Below are 17,309 nucleotides of genomic sequence, written 5' to 3'. Positions count from 1 at the left end.
ATTCTTATAGTACGAACTGTTCACGAAATTTGGGCGGTAAAGGAGCCTGCCATGAGACAGTCTTTCTTTTATGGAACGGTCATCCTCATCATCGCGGGCGGCGTGACCAAGGTGCTCGGCTTTGCCAACCGCATCGTCCTGTCGCGATTGATCGGCGCGGAAGGGATGGGCTTGTACCAGATGGTGGTTCCCCTGCTGTACTTTCTCATCACAGTGACCACGTTTGGACTGCCCGTCGCCATCGCCAAACAGGTAGCAGAAACGGAGGCGGCTCAGGACAGCCGGCAGAGCCGCCGGTTCCTGCTGCTGGCGCTGGGGGTCGCCGGGGGTATCAGCCTGATCCTGTGCGCGCTGTTGCTTGCGCTGTCCGGGCGCATCTCACAAATGCTGTTTGCCGATGCCCGGGCCGATATCGTCCTCTTGGCCGCGGTGCCGGTCATCCCGATCGCCAGCATTTCGCTGGTGCTGCGCGGCTATTTTCAAGGCAAACACAACATGACGCCGACAGCCGTCTCGCAGTTGGTGGAGCAAGTGGTCCGCATGGGGACAGTGGTCGTTATGACGCTCGCCTTCCTGCCGTTTGGTATTCAATACGCCACCGCAGGCGCCGTCGGCAGCATCGTGTTCGGCGAAGCGGCCGGCCTCATGTACATTCTCTGGCAGTACCGGCGTTCCAGCCGCAACACGGCGGCCCGCATCTGGGAACAGCCGCTGCTGACTGTTTTTTCTCAGAGCCGCGAAAGCCTGCGCCAGTTGTTCAGCGTATCGCTGCCCGTCACCCTGAGCAGGATCGTCGGCTCGATCGCCTATGTGCTGGAGCCGATGATCGTGCCGTTTGCCCTGGTGATGTCCGGACTCTCGACGACGGTGGCGACCAGCCAGTACGGTCAATTCGCCGGGATGGCCGTCCCTTTGCTCTTGTTTCCCACGTTTTTAACCTATTCCTTGTCCGTTTCGCTCGTTCCTGCCGTGGCGGAAGCGTCCTATCAAAAAAATGCCCCACTCGTGCATCGGCGCATCTATCAGGCGATGCGGATTACACTCGTCATCGGAGCACCGTGTACCGTCCTGCTGTACATTTTTGCCGAACCGCTCTGCGGGCTGCTTTACAAAAACCCGGACGTGGGACTGCTGTTGAAGGAGATGGCGCCGTTTTCCGTCTTCCTCTTTTTTCAGGCGCCGCTGGCGGCTGCGCTGCAAGGGCTTGATTACGCACAGGTGGTGTTTCGCAACACGCTGATCGGCGCTGTTGTCAAGACGGTTGCGATGTTTGTCTTCACGATTCAGCCCCCGTTCGGCATTCACGGAGCGGTGATCGCGCTTAACATCAACATCACGTTGGTCACGCTCCTGCACCTCGCCAGCCTGGTCAAGGTGATCGGTTTTACCGTGAACGTGCTGGAGCTGTGCAAGATCGGCGCGGCGATGGTGGCGATGGGATACGCCGGTTCGTACATGGCTGCTCACTGGTTTGCCGACACCGCGACGGTCATCTTGCCGCTGCTCGTCTGCTCTGCCGCCAGCACGCTTTTGTACATGGTGCTGCTCGTGGCGATGCGGATTCTCGGCAAACAGGACGTCCAGCGCATTCCCTGGATCGGCGAGCAATTGGCCATCTTTTTCCCGCGGCGCTGATTGCCACGGCGCTGACGCCTTGGTACGTTAACGCTGCCGTTTGTCCTTGGTGTCCAGATAGATGATCCCGCGCTCGTCAATGCTGCAGAACGAGACTTCGCGGATGTCCTTGATGCCGTACTTGCGGATTTCCCGTTTCAGCCACAGCTTGTTCTGGCCGATTTTTCGCAGCGCCTCCTCCCGCACCTGTCCGTCCAGGATCAGCGGGATCGGCAGGCCCGAAAACGTCACCTCACCCAGCGGCTTTGGGTCCGGTAGATTCAGGTCTTCCCGGGTCAGCGGCTGCTTCGACTGTTTGAGAAAGACGCTCATCTGCCCGGTCGGTTCCATGAGGGCAAATTCCACGTCCGCCAGGTTCTTGATGTTCTTCTGCCGCAGGTGAACCATCAGGTCGTCAAAAGAGAGCCGGTTGCGCCGCATCGCGTCTTCACGAATCTGGCCATTTTCTATGATTAAGTCGGCCGAACCGCCAACCACGTCGCGAAACTTCTTGTTTTTCATCGACAGATACGCCATGCCGATTTCCAGCAGTCCGATCAGCAGCATCGGGACGTAGAACAGGAACGCCTGTTTGTCGATCTCTTCAATCGCCAGTACTGCCATCTCTGCCAACATGATGGAGATAACGATGTCAAATACGGACAGTTTCCCCAATTCCCGCTTGCCCATGAGGCGCAGCAGAACCAAAAGGAAGAAGTAGGAAAACAGGGTGCGCATCAGCGCGATTGTCAGATCTTCCATTTCCGTCGGCCTCCCCACGCAGAGTTTGTGGTTAGTCTCCGCGAGAGGCCGTACGTGTATAAGCGCCAATTTTGACTAAACGCACCCCGGCTGTGCTACAGCCACTTTCGCTTGCGGAAAATGTGCAGCATGGCAAAGGTCATGCCGATCATGACGACGAGGGCGATGATCAACATGTACGGCTCCGCCCCCGGGCCCAGCCAACTGAATGTGTTCATTCCAAACAGGCCGGTGATGAACGTCAGCGGCAGAATGATCGTGGAGATGATCGTCAGCACGCGCATCGTCTCGGTAGTCTTGGCGCTGATGATCGTGTAGTACGTGTCCAGCGCGCCGTTGACCAGGTCGCGGAACGTCTCCGTGGAGTCGGCAATCCGCTCCAGGTGATCCGTCAGGTCGCTGTAGAACGGAACGTTTTCCTCGGATATGTCAAACGAATAGCGTCCATTGACATTGGCGAAAATCCGCTTTTGTGGCAATATCACGCGACGAATCAAAATTATCGTTCGCTTCAGCGCCAGAAACTCTTCCGTGATCTCCTCCATCCTGTGCTCGAAGATCTCGTCTTCCAGCTCGTCGATCCGCACGCTGATCCTGTCCATGATCGGGAAGTACTCGTCGGTGATGCCGTCCACGATCGCGTACAGCAGGTAGTCGGGGCCGCGGTTCAGATAGGAGATGTTCCGGTGGCACATGGCCGCGATTCGGCCGATCGTGTTCATTGGCGATTTGTGAATCGTCACGATGTAGTTGGGACCGAGAAAAACGTTCAGTTCCACCGTGGTGATTTCGTCGTCGCTCTCTTCGTTGTAGCGCAGCGCATGAAACACGAAAAAGTAGTAGTCGTCGTACTTGTCTACCTTGGCACGCGGGCTGACGTGCAGACAGTCTTCAATCGCCAGCGGGTGGAAATCAAAGATCTTGGCAATGTACTGAAGTTCATTGTTCCCCACATCGTACAGGTCAATCCAAAGCAAATCTTCCGGTGACTTCAGCCATTCGTCCTTTTTGCTCAGGTCGACATCGTGGTACATCTTCTGCTCCGAGTGGTTGTAAAAGTAAGTCTTGATCACGCATTCCTCACCCCCCGTCTGGTTCCTCATCCATCATACGAAAATTCCTTCCGATGTTCAACGCGAAGATGAATACGCTGCCCAAGCCCCTCATATAGATGGTACAAACTGACCAGTGAGGAGGGTTAACCGTGCGGAGTGCTACCACCTCGGTATTTACAGGTCTCTTATACACGCTCGGTCTGGTGCTGACGGGCGCTCTCCTGGCCGCCCTGCTGCTGTCCTTTACCAACATACGCGAAAGCACCCTGCCGTATTTCACCTACACCATCAACGCGCTGGGCCTCTTGTTGGGCGGCTATGTGACAGGACGGCGCTGCGGAGGAAAAGGCTGGTACTACGGCGGGCTGACCGGTCTGTCTTACTTCCTGCTCGTGCTGTTGATCGGGTTTTTGGGCTTTGATGCGGCCATGCAGTGGAGCACCCTGTTGTACCTGCTGGGCGCGTTTGTGACAGCAGCTGTCGGCGGCATATTCGGCGTCAACTCCGTTTCCAAGCGGTACTAAGCAATTTACGGAAGGGTTTTACGTGACCGAAGCCGCGGGTATCACCCGGTCTTTCCCCCGCATGCGACAGGCAGCAAACAAAAAAACATCCGGCACCATTGAGGTAGCCGGATGTTTTCGCGTGGATGAAAACTTATTTCGACTCTTCCTTCGATTCCGCGGCCGGTTCGCTGGCGGAGACTACGTTGTTAACGGCACCGCGGTCAAACGTAACGTGGACGTTGTGGGCAATTCGCAGCGTGACGGTATCATCCGTCAAATCCTGAATCGTGCCGTGGATACCGCCGATGGTTACGACTTTATCACCCTTTTTCAGCGAAGCCAGCATGGCGTTGCGCTGTTTCTGCCGCTTCTGCTGCGGGCGGATCAGCAGAAAATAGAAGATCACAAACATGATGATAATGGGCAAAAAGCCTTGCAGTTGTTGCATGATTGTCCTCCTTTTTTCTTAGAAAGATCTATCTTCACTCAATCCGTATTGAGCGAAAAACTGATCGCGAAAATCGCGCAGCCGGTCTTCGGCAATCGCCTGACGCACCTGTTCCATCAGCTTTACCAGAAAATACAGGTTGTGATACGTGGTGAGCCGGACGCCAAAGATTTCGTCTGCCTTGATCAGATGACGGATGTAGGCGCGCGTGTAGTTTTTGCAGGTGTAGCAGTCGCAGTTCGGGTCCAGCGGGGTGAAGTCGCGGGCGTACTTGGCGTTGCGGATCACCAGCCTCCCCTGGCTTGTCATGCATGTCCCGTTGCGGGCAATGCGGGTGGGCAGCACACAGTCAAACATGTCGATGCCGCGAATCGCTCCCTCAATCAGCGCGTCCGGTGAACCTACGCCCATCAGGTAGCGCGGCTTGTTGGACGGCAGCAGCGGTACCGTATGCTCCAGCACCTCGTACATTAATGAAAACGGTTCACCGACACTCAATCCCCCGACCGCGTACCCGGGGAAATCGAGCGAGACAAGGTCGCGGGCGCTCTGCTCGCGCAAATCCTTGTACATGCCTCCCTGCACGATGCCAAACAGCGCCTGGTCATTCTGCCGGGTGTGGGCTTTCAGACAGCGCTCCGCCCAGCGCGTGGTCCGCTCCATCGACTGCTTCACGTAATCGTATTCAGCCGGGTACGGCGCGCACTCGTCAAACGCCATGAAGATGTCGGCGCCGAGCGCATTTTGTATCTGCGTCGCTTCTTCCGGTCCGATAAACAGCTTTTCTCCGTTCAGATGGGAGCGAAAGAAAACGCCTTCTTCCGTAATCTTGCGCAAATTGCTCAGGCTAAACACCTGAAATCCGCCGGAATCGGTCAAAATCGCCCGATCCCAGTTCATGAAACCGTGCAAACCGCCTGCCTCCCGGACAATTTCATGACCGGGCCGAAGAAACAGGTGATAGGTGTTGCTCAGGATGATGCCGGCACCGATCTCCTTCAGTTCCTCCGGACTCATCGCCTTGACGGTCGCTTGCGTTCCCACCGGCATGAACACAGGGGTGTCAATCGTCCCGTGCGGCGTATGCAGCTTGCCGAGCCGTGCCCCTGTCTGCTTGCAGGTTTTGATCAATTCGTAGCGTACAGCCAATCTGTGTGCACTCCTCAAACTCTGGATGTAATTCTCACCTATTATATAGAAACTGGCAGCTTTTCACAAGGAAAAACCGGGGGACAAGCCCCGGCATTACAAAATCAGCATGGCATCTCCGAAACTGAAAAAGCGGTATTCCTCGGCAATCGCAGTCCGATATGCCCGCAGCACGTTTTCCCTGCCGGCCAGCGCGCTGACCAGCATGACCAGCGTTGACTTGGGCAGGTGGAAGTTGGTCAACAGGCCGTCGATAATCCGGAACTCGTAACCCGGATAGATGAAGATGTCCGTCCAGCCCGATCCGGCCGCCAGCCTGCCGTCATGCATGCCGCCCACCGTCTCCAGCGTCCGGCAGGCGGTGGTGCCGACCGCAATCACACGCCTGCCTTCCGCCTTGGCCCGGTTGACCGTCTCGGCGGTCTCCGGCGGAATCTCGTAATACTCGGCGTGCATCACATGCTCTTCCACGACATCAGCGGTGACCGGGCGGAACGTGCCCAATCCGACGTGCAGCGTGACATACGCAATCTCGACGCCCTTTTCCGCGATCTGGCGCAGGTACTCCTCGGTAAAATGAAGGCCTGCCGTCGGTGCGGCCGCCGACCCCCGTTCACGGGCATACACGGTCTGGTAGCGCTCCTGGTCTTCCAGCTGCTCGTGGATGTACGGCGGCAGCGGCATGGTGCCGAGTTGGTCCAGTATCTCGTAAAAAATCCCGTCGTAGTGAAAACGGACAATGCGCCCGCCGGTCTCCGTCACTTCTTCGCAGACACAGCGCAGCAGTCCATCGCCAAAGACCACTTCCGTCCCCGGCTTTACCCGCTTGCCCGGCTTGACCAGTGTCTCCCAGCGGTCGCCGCCAAGCGACTTGAGCAGGAGCACTTCTATTTTCGCTCCCGTTCCGCTCTTTTCGCCGATCAGGCGCGCGGGCAGCACGCGGCTGTCATTTAGCACCAGCACGTCGCCCGGCCGCAGGTACTCCACCAAATCCGTAAAGCGGCGGTGTGTCAGCTCCCCTGTCCGCTTGTCGAGGACAAGCAGTCGCGACGCCGTGCGATCCTTCAGGGGATGCTGTGCAATCAGCCGCTCTGGCAGTTCAAAATCAAAAAGTTGTACGTCCACAATTCCGACTCCTCATCTGCAGTCCAACGAGCCGTGACGGGATCACCGCTCAATTGTCACATCCTGGTAGTAGTGTTGCAAGATTTGTTTATAGTCATACCCGTTTTCCGCCATCGCTTTCGCCCCGTATTGAGATACGCCGAGGCCGTGGCCAAAGCCGTAGCCGCGGAACAGGAACATCGGCTGCTTGCTGAGCGTGCGCCAATCGCCATCACCGCTGTAAATCAGGAACTGGTCGCTGTAGCCGTTGGCCGAGGGCGACTCCCAACCGTCAGCCCCGAGCACCGCCACGCTGCCGCCACGCGTGTACTCGCGCCGTTTGCCGTCCGCGCCCAACACCGTAAACGTCCCCATTTCCTCCACGTCAAACTTGGTGCTGCGCAAACTGCCGCCGCCCTGTGTGAATATGGAGCGGTGCGCGTCCGGCGACGACACCTTGAGCGTCACGCCGTTCGCCTCCATTTCCAGCACACGACCCGACGGCCCCCGTTCGGTGACGACAAGCGACTCCACTGTTTCGCCGACCCGCTGCGCTTTGTTGCGGTCCTGACTGGCGTTGACCATCGCCGCCACTTCTTGCCCTGTAAACGGTCCGCGCGTCCAAGCGTAGGCATTTTCTTCCGCTTCCTCCCGGATGATCGTCACCTGCGTCCCTGCGGGCAGCGTGGTGAGCACGCGGTGGTAAGTGGTGCTGGGACCGGACCGCAGGTTGGTCCCCTCCGTCGCGATCACGGCCTGCTTCAATCCCACAGGATTGACGCCCCCGTTCAGCCGGATGAGGTCGCTGCGCACATATCCCAGGGTGCCGTCCGTCAGCGCCACGTAGTACCAGCGGTTGGCCGTTTCCAGCGGTCCGCGGTCTTCACTGGGCACGGGACGAAGGTAGGGAACAGGATTGCCCCACGCTTCCGTGCCGTCGGCGGTCATGCCGCCTGCGTTGGAATAGTACAGGGATTCAACCAGTTTTCCTCTGTACCTGATTACTTCGCCTGCCGTCTCGTCGACGGCCTGGCGGATGTCGGCAGACTCGCGCCCGTACCCGTAGTACGCCTGCTCGTACACAGTGTCAGATACGTTGGCCACGCCGTATTTGTTCCCTTGGCTGATCGCCCTCGTACGGGCCAGGACAGCCTGCGTCTTGAGCGCTTCCAGCGGCCAGCCCGCAGCCATTTCTGATCCGACCACGCCGTACAAGTACTGCTCCAGCGGCAGTTCATTCACGACCGTCAGATGCCCGTTGTACTCGGACAGCTCGATTTTTCCCCGATACTTGCGCTGGTCCCGCTCCTCCACGCCGATCAGCGGCAGGGCACCTCCCTTTTTCGGCTCCACGATCAGCCTGGCTTGCGGCGAGAACGCGTATTTCCATATGGTCTCGGAACCGTACACGTCCTTTTTCAGCACCGCATACGCACGGCTCGCCGCTGCCCGGTAGGAATAGCCGGGTCTGGCCGCCGCCGCTTTTTGCGCCAGGCTCTGGACAGCGTCCTGGCTCACTTCGTCTCCGATCCACACGGCGTACTCCAGCTTGCCATTGTCCGCCACCAGCACCGGGTACGCCGGAAGACCTGCGCCAGCCAGCGCCTGCTGTGCATCCAACGCCTGCTGCCAACTGCCGAAGCGGCCCGCTTCCAGTCTCATCGGTCCTTTGACCGCCGACTGCTGCCCGGTTGCCTGAGCGACTGTTTGGGCCTGGGCTGCCGCCGCCTGATACGTGTCATACGTGCCGCTGACCACCTGGTACAGCGTCTGTCCGCCCCGCTGGACCGCCTGAATGGAAGCGTCCCACTTGCGCTGGCTGAGCTGCTGCGCCACTTGCTGAGCCCGGTTGAGGTCACTCGTTTCCGTCACCAGCAGGTGATATTCGTCGGTGCGAAAACGCGCCGCATTTCCCCCCAAGGCAGGCAGTTTTACCGCTCCCTCGCTGCCACTGAGCGTTACCTCCAATCCAGTGCCGCTGGTCAGCGTCACTGCCGGCACCACTCCGCGGTATCCTTGTCCAGTATCAATAAACAGCGCGACCCTGATGTTGGAGTCGGCTGCTTCCACGGGAACCTGTCCCGTCAGAAGCGTCGCCGACAGCAGGCCGGCCGTAAGGATTTTCCCCATCCAACGCTTGCACATGCCGCTCGTCCTTCCTCTCCGATGTTTTGTTGCGCGTCGAAAAATGGCATCAACTCCCATGTTTTTTGACAAAATCGCGATTTTTCCTGCCCCGTTTGCGAATTTGGAACCGGAAGAGGATTTTTACGGGAAACAAGAAGTAAGCCGACGTCGGATAAAGGACGTCGGCTTTTGTTAATCGGAAACCCGTACGGTTGTTCTAGACATTTGCTTCTATAACTATTTAGATTTGAAATAACTGGCATCGCCACCTTATTTTTGGTGGTTATAAAATTAATATCCCGGATCGTCATCATGAATAGTAATGACGGCACCTTGGTGACTATTTGAAACACGTTCTTTCAGGATTGGAAAAGCCGGAGTAAACATACCCACCGTTACAATCGTGATCAGTACTGCCGAGAAGATTTTCTTCATAAGGTCTACCTCCAATCTATATTCCTACTTACAATTACGTTGGCACAATTTCTCCAACATTTCCATAATTCCTTCAGACAATACTTTACCGAATTGACGATGTGCTACAAAAATAGAACCAATGCATTCGTTTACGTAGGCAAAGGCACCTAATTTCTGATAATACGAAGCGCTTTGTATCAAATTTTCAATACCTTCCTCGAACATTTCGTTTGCCAATTGATGCAGGCCTTTTTGTTTATAATACAACGCTAAATGTTCCACTTTTTTTGGTGTATTTATCTGTTGGGGTAAAAATTGCTCCTCTTTTTTTATCAGATCTTCTATCCCCTCATGGTCTCCAATTTGCTGGTACACTTCCAACAAATCAGTGGCAATGGCAATACGTGATTCGCGTTCCGCTTCTACCAGACATTCTTTGAATCCAGCAATTCCTTCAGAAAATTCCCCCTTTTTTACATGAATCTGAGCAAGATAGTATTTAGTTCTATTAGCATTTGCAAATGGGTTATTTACATACTTTTTCAAATACAACTCTGCAAGAATACAGTCCCCCATGTTTATGTAAGAGTTAGTAATTGCAAGCAGGGCAGAGGCCTTCAACTCACTTTCGGTTACGTCTTCCGCAATGCCCTGCCTGCACAGATGGATACAATCGTCGAAGTATTTGAGTGCATATGCTTGAAGTCCCAAACGGTAATACGCGATTATGCGCTCCGATGGCTGCAGATATTCGATGTACACCAACAGCTCTTTCCCTCTACGATATGTCTCCTCCAATCGGGAGAAGTCGTAGCGCTCGATCAAATACCGCTCGAACAACCCCTTCGCCAAATAAAAAGGGATGCCCCGCTTTTTCGTGCATTCGATCATCACGTTGTAAAGAGCCAGCTTGATTTCCTCGTTTTCAGACTCCCGAGCTTGCTGAAGAATGTAATCCAGCGCGAGAAACGTGTTTAGCCTCGGCGTTTCCAACAACTTGTTAGCCGTTTTTCGGACAATGTGTCGATTGGTACGGACGACAGCCTCGGACAACAACATTTTCAACGTCTCCGGTCGCTCAGAAACGCCCAAATAAAACGAGATAATCTTATCATATGGGATGTCGAGCGCGGACGCGATTTTGCAACAGGTGGAAAAACTGGGCCTCCTAGTCTCTCCCGATTCAATCCGGGCCAGTACGCTTCTGTTTAAACCTGTCAGCTCGGCCAATTCACTTATCGAGAGGTTCGCCTTATAGCGATACTCCTTTACCATCTCTGCAAACGACATTGGTACGCCCCCCAAACAGTATATAACCATTATCTGTAAATACTGTTGCCAGAGTACCATGAAAAATAATTTTTGTAAATATTTTGTTAATTTTGTTGAATTTTTACTGCTATATCAAACAAAGAGCCTGCTCTTCAATTGAAGGGCAGGCTCCGTCTTTCATGGCTATTTGAACAGGCGGAACAAGTATCCGGCCAACGACAGCAGAATACTGATCACGATGCAGGTGACGATCGGAAAGTAAAACTTGACGTTTTCCTTTTCCACCACGATGTCTCCGGGCAGGCGTCCGAGCGGCAGAAAGCGGCCGCCCACCTGCCACAACAGACCGATTGCGATCAGCACGGCTCCTCCAATAATCAGCAGTTTGGCTACCGGATTCACGCTTTCATCTCCCGACCAAAGTGTTGATAAGCCAACGGCGTCACCACACGGCCGCGGGGGGTCCGCTGCATGAAGCCGATTTGCAGCAGGTACGGCTCACAGACGTCCTCAATCGTCTGCCCTTCCTCTCCGATGGTAGCGGCGATTGTGTCCAAGCCGACCGGCCCCCCGTCAAACCGGTCGATGATCGCCAGCAACAGTTTGTGGTCAATGTGGTCCAGCCCGCAGGCATCCACCTGCAAGCGCTCCAGCGCTTCCCGGGCTATCTCCGCGGTAATCACGCCCTCACCCTGCACCTGGGCGAAATCGCGGACCCGTTTTAACAGCCGGTTGGCTACGCGGGGTGTTCCGCGCGAGCGTTTGGCAATCTCTTCGGCGCCGCCCTCGGTGATGCCGATCTGCAATATGTCGGCGGCCCGCGTAACAATAAACGTCAGTTCGGGAACGGTGTAGAACTCCAGCCGGTTGACCACGCCGAAGCGGTCCCGCAGCGGAGACGACAGCATCCCCGCCCGGGTGGTGGCCCCGACCAGCGTGAACGGCGGCAGATCCAACCGGACACTGCGTGCGCTCGGCCCTTTGCCGATGACGATGTCCAGGGCAAAGTCCTCCATCGCCGGGTACAGCACTTCTTCCACGCTGCGGTTGAGCCGATGGATCTCGTCGATGAAGAGCACATCGCCCTCCTGCAGATTGGTGAGCAGCGCGGCCAGATCGCCGGGCCGTTCGATCGCCGGACCGGAGGTGGTGCGGATGTTTACCCCCAGCTCGTTGGCGATGATTTGCGACAAGGTGGTTTTGCCGAGGCCGGGGGGACCGTACAGCAGGACGTGGTCCAGCGCTTCCTTGCGCATTTTGGCCGCCTCGATGAACACCTTCAGATTATCCTTTACCTGCTGCTGTCCGATGTATTCATTCAGATAGCGGGGACGCAGGCTCAGTTCCGCCGCATCCTCCTCCACATGCATCTGCGTCGTAATGATGCGATGATCCAACTCCTCACCCCCTCATTAACAGCGCAAGCCCCTGCTTGATCAACTGCTCAACCGGCGCGCCACCCTTGGCCGCTTCGGACAGGGCGCCGCGAATCGACTGCAGCTCGGCGTCGGAATAGCCCAACGCCGTCAACGCCTCCTGCGCCTCCTGTAGCGCGGACGCCGCCTTTTCGCCTGCCGCCAGTTCCGTCGCGGCAACAGCCATGACCGCCGACGGCGTGTAGCCGGTCAGCTTGTCTTTCAAGTCAAGGATCATCCGCTGCGCGGTCTTTTTCCCGATTCCGGGGAACTTCGTCAGATAGGAGACATTCTCCTGTTGAACAGCCATCACGATCTGTTCCGGCGTCGCGGCGGCCAGGATGGACAGCGCTCCTTTGGGGCCGATGCCGTTGACGTCCAGCAGCTTGCGGTACAAGTCGCGCTCCTCCCGCGTGGCAAACCCGTAGAGCAGGATCGCGTCTTCCCTGACGTGGTGATGGGTGTACAGCCTGGTTTTCGTCCCTTCGTACCGGACGAACTGGTACGGATTGGGACAAAAGAGGCGATAGCCGATGCCGCCGGCTTCGATGACGATGTACTCGGCATCCAGGTAAGCCAGCGTGCCTTCCACAAAATCAATCATCGTTGTGCTCCTTCCGAAAGGGAAATAAAGGCGCGGAACTGCGCGTGGGTGATGGCGATGCCCAGTGCGTCGGCGACGTCATCCGGCTTGGGCGTCTCCTTCAACCGGAGCAGCATTCGCGTCATCTCCTGAATCTGCCTTTTTTCTGCTCCGCCATAGCCGGTAACCGCCTGCTTCACCTGCATGGGCGTGTATTCGTAGACGGGAATGCCGGCCATCTCGGCGGCCAGCAGGATGACTCCCCTCGCTTGCCCGACCGTAAAAGCGGTCGTGACGTTTTTGTTGAAAAACAGCTTCTCAACGGCCATCTCATCCGGCCGGTATGTATCAAGCAGGCTCTGCATCGCTTCAAAGATCTGTTTCAGCCTTAGCGGCACCGGCAGGCCCGCCTCCGTCTGAATGCTGCCGTACTGTACAGGGCGCAGTTTACTGCCCTGTTTTTCCAAGATGCCAAACCCGACGATGGCAATGCCGGGGTCGATACCGATGATGCGCATGGGCCCACTCTCCGCGTTCAAGTTTCTGTTCCTACTGTACCACAAAGCGGAGAAAAAGCGAACGTGCATTTCCATCGGCAAAAGAAAAAGCCCGACCCTTTCACAGGATCGGACTGCATACGGCGTCACCTAGTGCTTGTTCAATCCCAGTGCATCCGCTTCGTCGTGCAGCATGTGCGCGTATTCGTCCACGCTTTCACGCATCTGTTCGCGGATCTGGTTGATCCGGCGATAGTCGAGCTTGTTGTGCCCCTGGTTCAATTGAACATACAAACGCTGGTGAAACTGGTCTTTGTAGCTTCCTCGAGGCATCGAAGACATGCTGGCAAGACCCCTCCTTAAAGCGCCGTATGAGAACAGTTTGGCGTGAGCATCAGCATGATATGATGGCAAGATTTGCTTCGCAAGCGGGATGCGCCCGGCAGCGCACACTATTACGCGGAGGTGTCCTGACGTGCGTAATGTCCTGATCGTCACATTATTCCTCTGCTCTGCGCTGCTGTGGCAGCCCCTCCAGACCGCAACGGCCGCACCCCCGTCCGAACTGCAGATTGTCGTCAGCGTCGGACCGAATGCCGACTTTTTGTCCACGCTGTCCATCCGTCAAAAAAACGGGCTGGCTCAAATCATCCTGCGCAGCCCGATCGGCCCTGCCAGCCCCCCTCCCGAACCCGTCAGGGCAACGGTCTCCATCGGCTCCCGCACGTTTTTGTACGGGTATGACGGCCGCCTGTACGACCAAAACCGGCATGCTGCCGTGCACTTGCCCAACGATGCGGCTGCTGAGCTGGATCGGTACGTGAACCGGCTGGAACAGGTCCACTTCGGCAAACCGCTTGACTGGAGCGAAGTGCGCCGCATGTTCAAACGAATGGGGTACGCCACCGTCATCGACTTGGAGACGGGAAAACAGTTTCGCGTGCAGCGGCGGGCGGGCAGCCGTCACGCCGACGTGCAGCCGCTCACCAAAGAGGACACCCGGATCATGAAAGAGATCTACCAGGGCAAATGGAGCTGGAAGCGTCGGGCGATCCTGGTGAAGGTGAACGGCACGTACCTCGCCGCCTCGATGCACGGCATGCCGCACGGGGCAGGCGCGATCCGCGGCAACCAGTTCCCCGGTCATTTCTGCATCCACTTTACGGGCAGTTCCACGCACCGGCGCAAGGAGCCGGACCCCAGTCACAGCCTGATGATATTGAAGGCGTCGGGAAAACTGCCGGAAACGGTGATGGCCGCCTCGCCGTACCAACTCGTGGACTACTTTCTCACTTCCTTGCACGAACACGATTTGCAGACACTGCGCATGACCACGGACGGCTTTGCGCTGCCCCCTTTTCTACAGGAGATTGACAATGTCAAACGGACTGAGGAGATCCAGACCGGCGATACCGCCGACATCCTCGCCGTGGAGATTCCGGTGCGCCTCGAATACGTCAACAGCGAGGGTAAGAAAAAAGAGGGGCGCTGGGTGTTTCACTTGTGCCGAACCGCCCCCTGGACCCCGTGGAAAATCACGGATATTTGTGCCGACGAGTAAAGGCTGCCCGCAACGGGTCAGCCTCCCATCTCAACTTTCTTCTTCGTCTGTCTGAAACTCACTGTACGTGGACAGCACGCTGTTGTACTCCGCCAGATCGCGGACACGGATGCCCCGTTTCAACGATTCCAGCTTATCCTTGGTCAGTTTTGTTTCCATTTTTGCGGTGTCGATCCGGTAAAACGTCTGCACCACCTGCTGCTCCGCCGGCAGGCCATTGAACAACGTCAGCACGCCATCGGGCGACAAGCCGAAGTATCCGTTTGCCTTGCACGACGGAGCCAGATCGTTCTCCCGCTTGTACAGGATCAGCTTGGCAGGATCGGACGCGATAATCTCCCACCCGCTGTACGCCACCAGGGCTTGGGCCAGTTGCTCGTGCGGAACCTGTTTGATTTCTTCATCCTTTACGCCGCACAGGTAGGTGCGAGCCAGCACCAGCTGGTACGGCTTGTTCACGGTCTCCTGTGATCCGCCTGTCTCCACAGCCAGCCAGGATAGTCCGCTCCCGTTTTGGTCCCGGATCAATTCTCCTGCCGCAATGCCGCCGGCCAAACCAACGGCAAACACGGCTGTCCACGACATGAAAAACAACCAATGCCGCCTCATGATACCCATGTACTCCTTTGTACCTGTTTCCAACTAGCATTGCCAATTTTCTAATAGGAAATACCCGGGAATCGCCAAAATTCTTATCTTTGCGACAACTACCCGTGGAAAATATACCCAATCCCCTACAGACGTGATACACTATGATTGCACGTAATCTATCTTTCACGGGAGGAATGCAATCCTATGAAAAAGGCACGCGTACACAGGCTGGCCAGCTGTCTCCTGTCTGCTTCCCTGGTTGTGGCGGCGCTTTCGTTCCCGCTCGTACCGGCAAGCGCCAACGGGGACTCCACACTGAAACTGCGCCTCTTGGAGACGACCGACCTCCATACGCACATCGTCAACTACGATTACTATCAAGACAAGGAAACGGACGAGTTCGGCCTGGCCAAGACTGCTTCGCTGATCAAAAAAGCCCGCGAAGAAGTGAAAAACTCAATGCTGTTTGACAACGGCGACCTGATCCAGGGCAATCCGCTGGGCGATTACGTGGCAAGGGTAAAACCGCTCAAGGACGGCGAGATTCATCCCGTTTACAAGGCGATGAACCTGTTGAACTACGATGCCGGCAACATCGGCAACCACGAGTTCAACTTCGGCCTGGAGCATCTGGATCGCAGCCTCAAGGGGGCGAAATTCCCCTACGTCAACGCCAACGTGTACGTGGACGACAAAGACAACAACCCGGACAACGACAAGAACAAGTTCACGCCTTATCTGATCCTGGAGCGCACGTTCAAGGATGAGCGCGGCAAGGACGTCAAGCTGAAAGTGGGTGTGATCGGCTTTGTTCCGCCGCAGATCATGGTGTGGGACAAGTCCAACCTGGAAGGCAAGGTGATCGCCAAGGACATCGTGGAGACGGCGAAGAAATACGTGCCGGAAATGAAGAAAAAGGGAGCCGACATCATCGTCGCCATTCCCCACTCCGGACTTGGCCCCGTCGAAGCGGGCACCACTCTGGAGAACGCCAGCTATCAACTGAGCAAAGTGGACGGCATCGACGCCATCTTGTTTGGCCACTCCCACTCTGTCTTCCCGGGCCCCGGCTATGAGAACATCCCGGGCATCGACGCAAAAAAAGGGCTGATCAACGGCAAGCCGGCCGTCATGCCGGGCTACTGGGGCAACCATCTGGGCGTGGTCGACCTGACGCTGAAACAGGAAAACGGCAAATGGAAGGTCGTCGAAGCGGAATCCCGGGCGATCCCGATCTACGATACTGCGAACAAAAAAGCTCTGGCTGACGTGGACACCTCCATCGTCAATGCCGTGAAGGAGGATCACGACAAAACCGTCGAGTGGGTGCGTTCTGCAGTAGGCACAACCACCTCGCCAATCCACAGCTATTTTGCGCTGGTCCAGGACGATCCGTCCATCCAAATCGTCACCAACGCTCAAAAGTGGTACGTGGAGAAAAACATCAAGGGCACGGAATATGAGGGCATTCCGGTGCTGTCTGCAGGCGCTCCGTTCAAGGCGGGCGGCCGCAACGGGGCAAGCTACTACACCAACATTCCGGCCGGCACCATCGCGATCAAGAACGTGTCCGATCTGTACATTTACCCCAACACGTTGAAAGCGGTGCTGGTGAACGGCGCGCAATTGAAAGAGTGGCTGGAACGCTCCGCCGGCCAGTTCAATCAGATCGACGTGAACAAGACGGAGGAGCAGCCGCTGATCAACGAAGCCTTCCCGACTTACAACTTTGACGTCATCGACGGGGTCACTTACCAGATCGACGTCACCCAGCCGTCCAGGTACGACAGGGAGGGTAAGTTGGTCAACCCGAACGCGAACCGGATCAAGAACCTCTCGTACAACGGCAAACCGGTCAAGGCGGAGGACAAGTTCATCGTCGTGACCAACAACTACCGGGCCAGCGGCGGCGGCAACTTCCCGGGTCTGGACGGCAGCAACATCGTCATCGACTCGCCGGACGAAAACCGCCAGGTCGTGATCGATTACATCCTCAGCCAAAAGACAATCAACCCGGCAGCCGACAACAACTGGTCGTTCGCTCCGATCACCAAGAAGGTAAACGTGACCTTCACCACGTCCCCGGACGCCAAACCGTATGCCGAACAGATGCCGCATCTCAAGTACCTGACTACGCTGGAAAACGGCTTTGTCAAATACAGCATCGACCTGTCCAAGGCAGCCTCCAAGTAACGCGAAAAAAGCTGA

The 17,309-nt window shown here is 56.5% G+C and carries 18 protein-coding genes; 4 read left to right on the top strand and 14 right to left on the bottom strand.

Features of this window, described 5'->3' with window-relative positions:
• The first annotated feature begins 51 nt into the window (after nucleotides 1–51).
• On the top strand, nucleotides 52–1,635 hold the full coding sequence (gene spoVB, locus KDN35_RS13390; protein ID WP_212132927.1) for a stage V sporulation protein B: 1,584 nt from the start codon (nucleotides 52–54) through the stop codon (nucleotides 1,633–1,635).
• A gap of 27 nt (nucleotides 1,636–1,662) precedes the next feature.
• On the opposite strand, the gene KDN35_RS13385 is transcribed toward spoVB, so the two are convergent.
• Together KDN35_RS13385 and corA are read right to left on the bottom strand one after the other, a co-directional pair.
• Nucleotides 1,663–2,376, bottom strand: a complete 714-nt coding sequence (locus KDN35_RS13385) for a DUF421 domain-containing protein (RefSeq protein WP_212132926.1) — start codon at nucleotides 2,374–2,376, stop codon at nucleotides 1,663–1,665.
• 95 nt (nucleotides 2,377–2,471) lie between these two features.
• On the bottom strand, nucleotides 2,472–3,449 hold the full coding sequence (gene corA / locus KDN35_RS13380; RefSeq protein ID WP_171565444.1) for a magnesium/cobalt transporter CorA: 978 nt from the start codon (nucleotides 3,447–3,449) through the stop codon (nucleotides 2,472–2,474).
• A 131-nt stretch (nucleotides 3,450–3,580) separates the two neighbouring features.
• Between corA and KDN35_RS13375 the strand changes: the two genes are divergently transcribed.
• On the top strand, nucleotides 3,581–3,955 hold the full coding sequence (locus KDN35_RS13375; protein ID WP_212132925.1) for a TIGR04086 family membrane protein: 375 nt from the start codon (nucleotides 3,581–3,583) through the stop codon (nucleotides 3,953–3,955).
• A gap of 133 nt (nucleotides 3,956–4,088) precedes the next feature.
• On the opposite strand, the gene yajC is transcribed toward KDN35_RS13375, so the two are convergent.
• From yajC to KDN35_RS13320, 11 genes are all read right to left on the bottom strand, one after another.
• The gene (yajC, locus tag KDN35_RS13370) at nucleotides 4,089–4,385 is read right to left on the bottom strand and encodes a preprotein translocase subunit YajC (protein WP_171565446.1); all 297 of its coding nucleotides are present in this window, start codon (nucleotides 4,383–4,385) and stop codon (nucleotides 4,089–4,091) included.
• Nucleotides 4,386–4,403: 18 nt separating this feature from the next.
• Entirely contained in the window at nucleotides 4,404–5,534 is a 1,131-nt protein-coding gene (gene tgt / locus KDN35_RS13365) for a tRNA guanosine(34) transglycosylase Tgt (protein WP_212132924.1), read from the bottom strand.
• Nucleotides 5,535–5,630: 96 nt separating this feature from the next.
• A complete protein-coding gene (queA, locus tag KDN35_RS13360) occupies nucleotides 5,631–6,659 on the bottom strand; it encodes a tRNA preQ1(34) S-adenosylmethionine ribosyltransferase-isomerase QueA (protein ID WP_171565448.1) in 1,029 nt (342 codons plus the stop codon).
• Nucleotides 6,660–6,701: 42 nt separating this feature from the next.
• Nucleotides 6,702–8,783, bottom strand: a complete 2,082-nt coding sequence (locus KDN35_RS13355) for a SpoIID/LytB domain-containing protein (RefSeq protein WP_171565449.1) — start codon at nucleotides 8,781–8,783, stop codon at nucleotides 6,702–6,704.
• 273 nt (nucleotides 8,784–9,056) lie between these two features.
• Entirely contained in the window at nucleotides 9,057–9,200 is a 144-nt protein-coding gene (locus KDN35_RS13350) for a hypothetical protein (protein ID WP_171565450.1), read from the bottom strand.
• Between the two features lie 24 nt (nucleotides 9,201–9,224).
• Nucleotides 9,225–10,472 (bottom strand): helix-turn-helix domain-containing protein, encoded by a 1,248-nt coding sequence (locus KDN35_RS13345; protein ID WP_171565451.1) that lies wholly within the window; start codon nucleotides 10,470–10,472, stop codon nucleotides 9,225–9,227.
• A 165-nt stretch (nucleotides 10,473–10,637) separates the two neighbouring features.
• On the bottom strand, nucleotides 10,638–10,856 hold the full coding sequence (locus tag KDN35_RS13340; protein WP_035300231.1) for a DUF2905 domain-containing protein: 219 nt from the start codon (nucleotides 10,854–10,856) through the stop codon (nucleotides 10,638–10,640).
• Complete coding sequence (ruvB, locus tag KDN35_RS13335) at nucleotides 10,853–11,851, bottom strand: Holliday junction branch migration DNA helicase RuvB (protein WP_171565452.1); 999 nt, start codon at nucleotides 11,849–11,851, stop codon at nucleotides 10,853–10,855. The genes KDN35_RS13340 and ruvB overlap by 4 nt, the downstream gene beginning before the upstream one ends.
• Nucleotides 11,852–11,855: 4 nt before the next feature.
• Complete coding sequence (ruvA, locus tag KDN35_RS13330) at nucleotides 11,856–12,473, bottom strand: Holliday junction branch migration protein RuvA (RefSeq protein WP_171565453.1); 618 nt, start codon at nucleotides 12,471–12,473, stop codon at nucleotides 11,856–11,858.
• A complete protein-coding gene (gene ruvC, locus KDN35_RS13325) occupies nucleotides 12,470–12,970 on the bottom strand; it encodes a crossover junction endodeoxyribonuclease RuvC (protein ID WP_171565454.1) in 501 nt (166 codons plus the stop codon). The genes ruvA and ruvC overlap by 4 nt, the downstream gene beginning before the upstream one ends.
• A gap of 129 nt (nucleotides 12,971–13,099) precedes the next feature.
• The gene (locus KDN35_RS13320) at nucleotides 13,100–13,291 is read right to left on the bottom strand and encodes a hypothetical protein (RefSeq protein WP_171565455.1); all 192 of its coding nucleotides are present in this window, start codon (nucleotides 13,289–13,291) and stop codon (nucleotides 13,100–13,102) included.
• 133 nt (nucleotides 13,292–13,424) lie between these two features.
• Between KDN35_RS13320 and KDN35_RS13315 the strand changes: the two genes are divergently transcribed.
• Nucleotides 13,425–14,510 (top strand): hypothetical protein, encoded by a 1,086-nt coding sequence (locus KDN35_RS13315; protein ID WP_212132923.1) that lies wholly within the window; start codon nucleotides 13,425–13,427, stop codon nucleotides 14,508–14,510.
• A 30-nt stretch (nucleotides 14,511–14,540) separates the two neighbouring features.
• Here the strand turns inward: KDN35_RS13315 and KDN35_RS13310 are convergent, their stop codons facing one another.
• Nucleotides 14,541–15,128, bottom strand: coding sequence for a BofC C-terminal domain-containing protein (locus KDN35_RS13310; protein WP_249179094.1), 588 nt, complete (start codon nucleotides 15,126–15,128; stop codon nucleotides 14,541–14,543).
• A gap of 177 nt (nucleotides 15,129–15,305) precedes the next feature.
• Between KDN35_RS13310 and KDN35_RS13305 the strand changes: the two genes are divergently transcribed.
• On the top strand, nucleotides 15,306–17,294 hold the full coding sequence (locus KDN35_RS13305) for a bifunctional 2',3'-cyclic-nucleotide 2'-phosphodiesterase/3'-nucleotidase (protein ID WP_171565458.1): 1,989 nt from the start codon (nucleotides 15,306–15,308) through the stop codon (nucleotides 17,292–17,294).
• Nucleotides 17,295–17,309: the final 15 nt, after the last annotated feature.

This window comes from Brevibacillus sp. NL20B1 (assembly GCF_018195675.1).
Taxonomy (GTDB): domain Bacteria; phylum Bacillota; class Bacilli; order Brevibacillales; family Brevibacillaceae; genus Brevibacillus; species Brevibacillus aydinogluensis.
The sequence above is the reverse complement of the archived record's forward strand: the minus strand, read 5'-3'. Positions and strand labels throughout refer to the sequence as shown.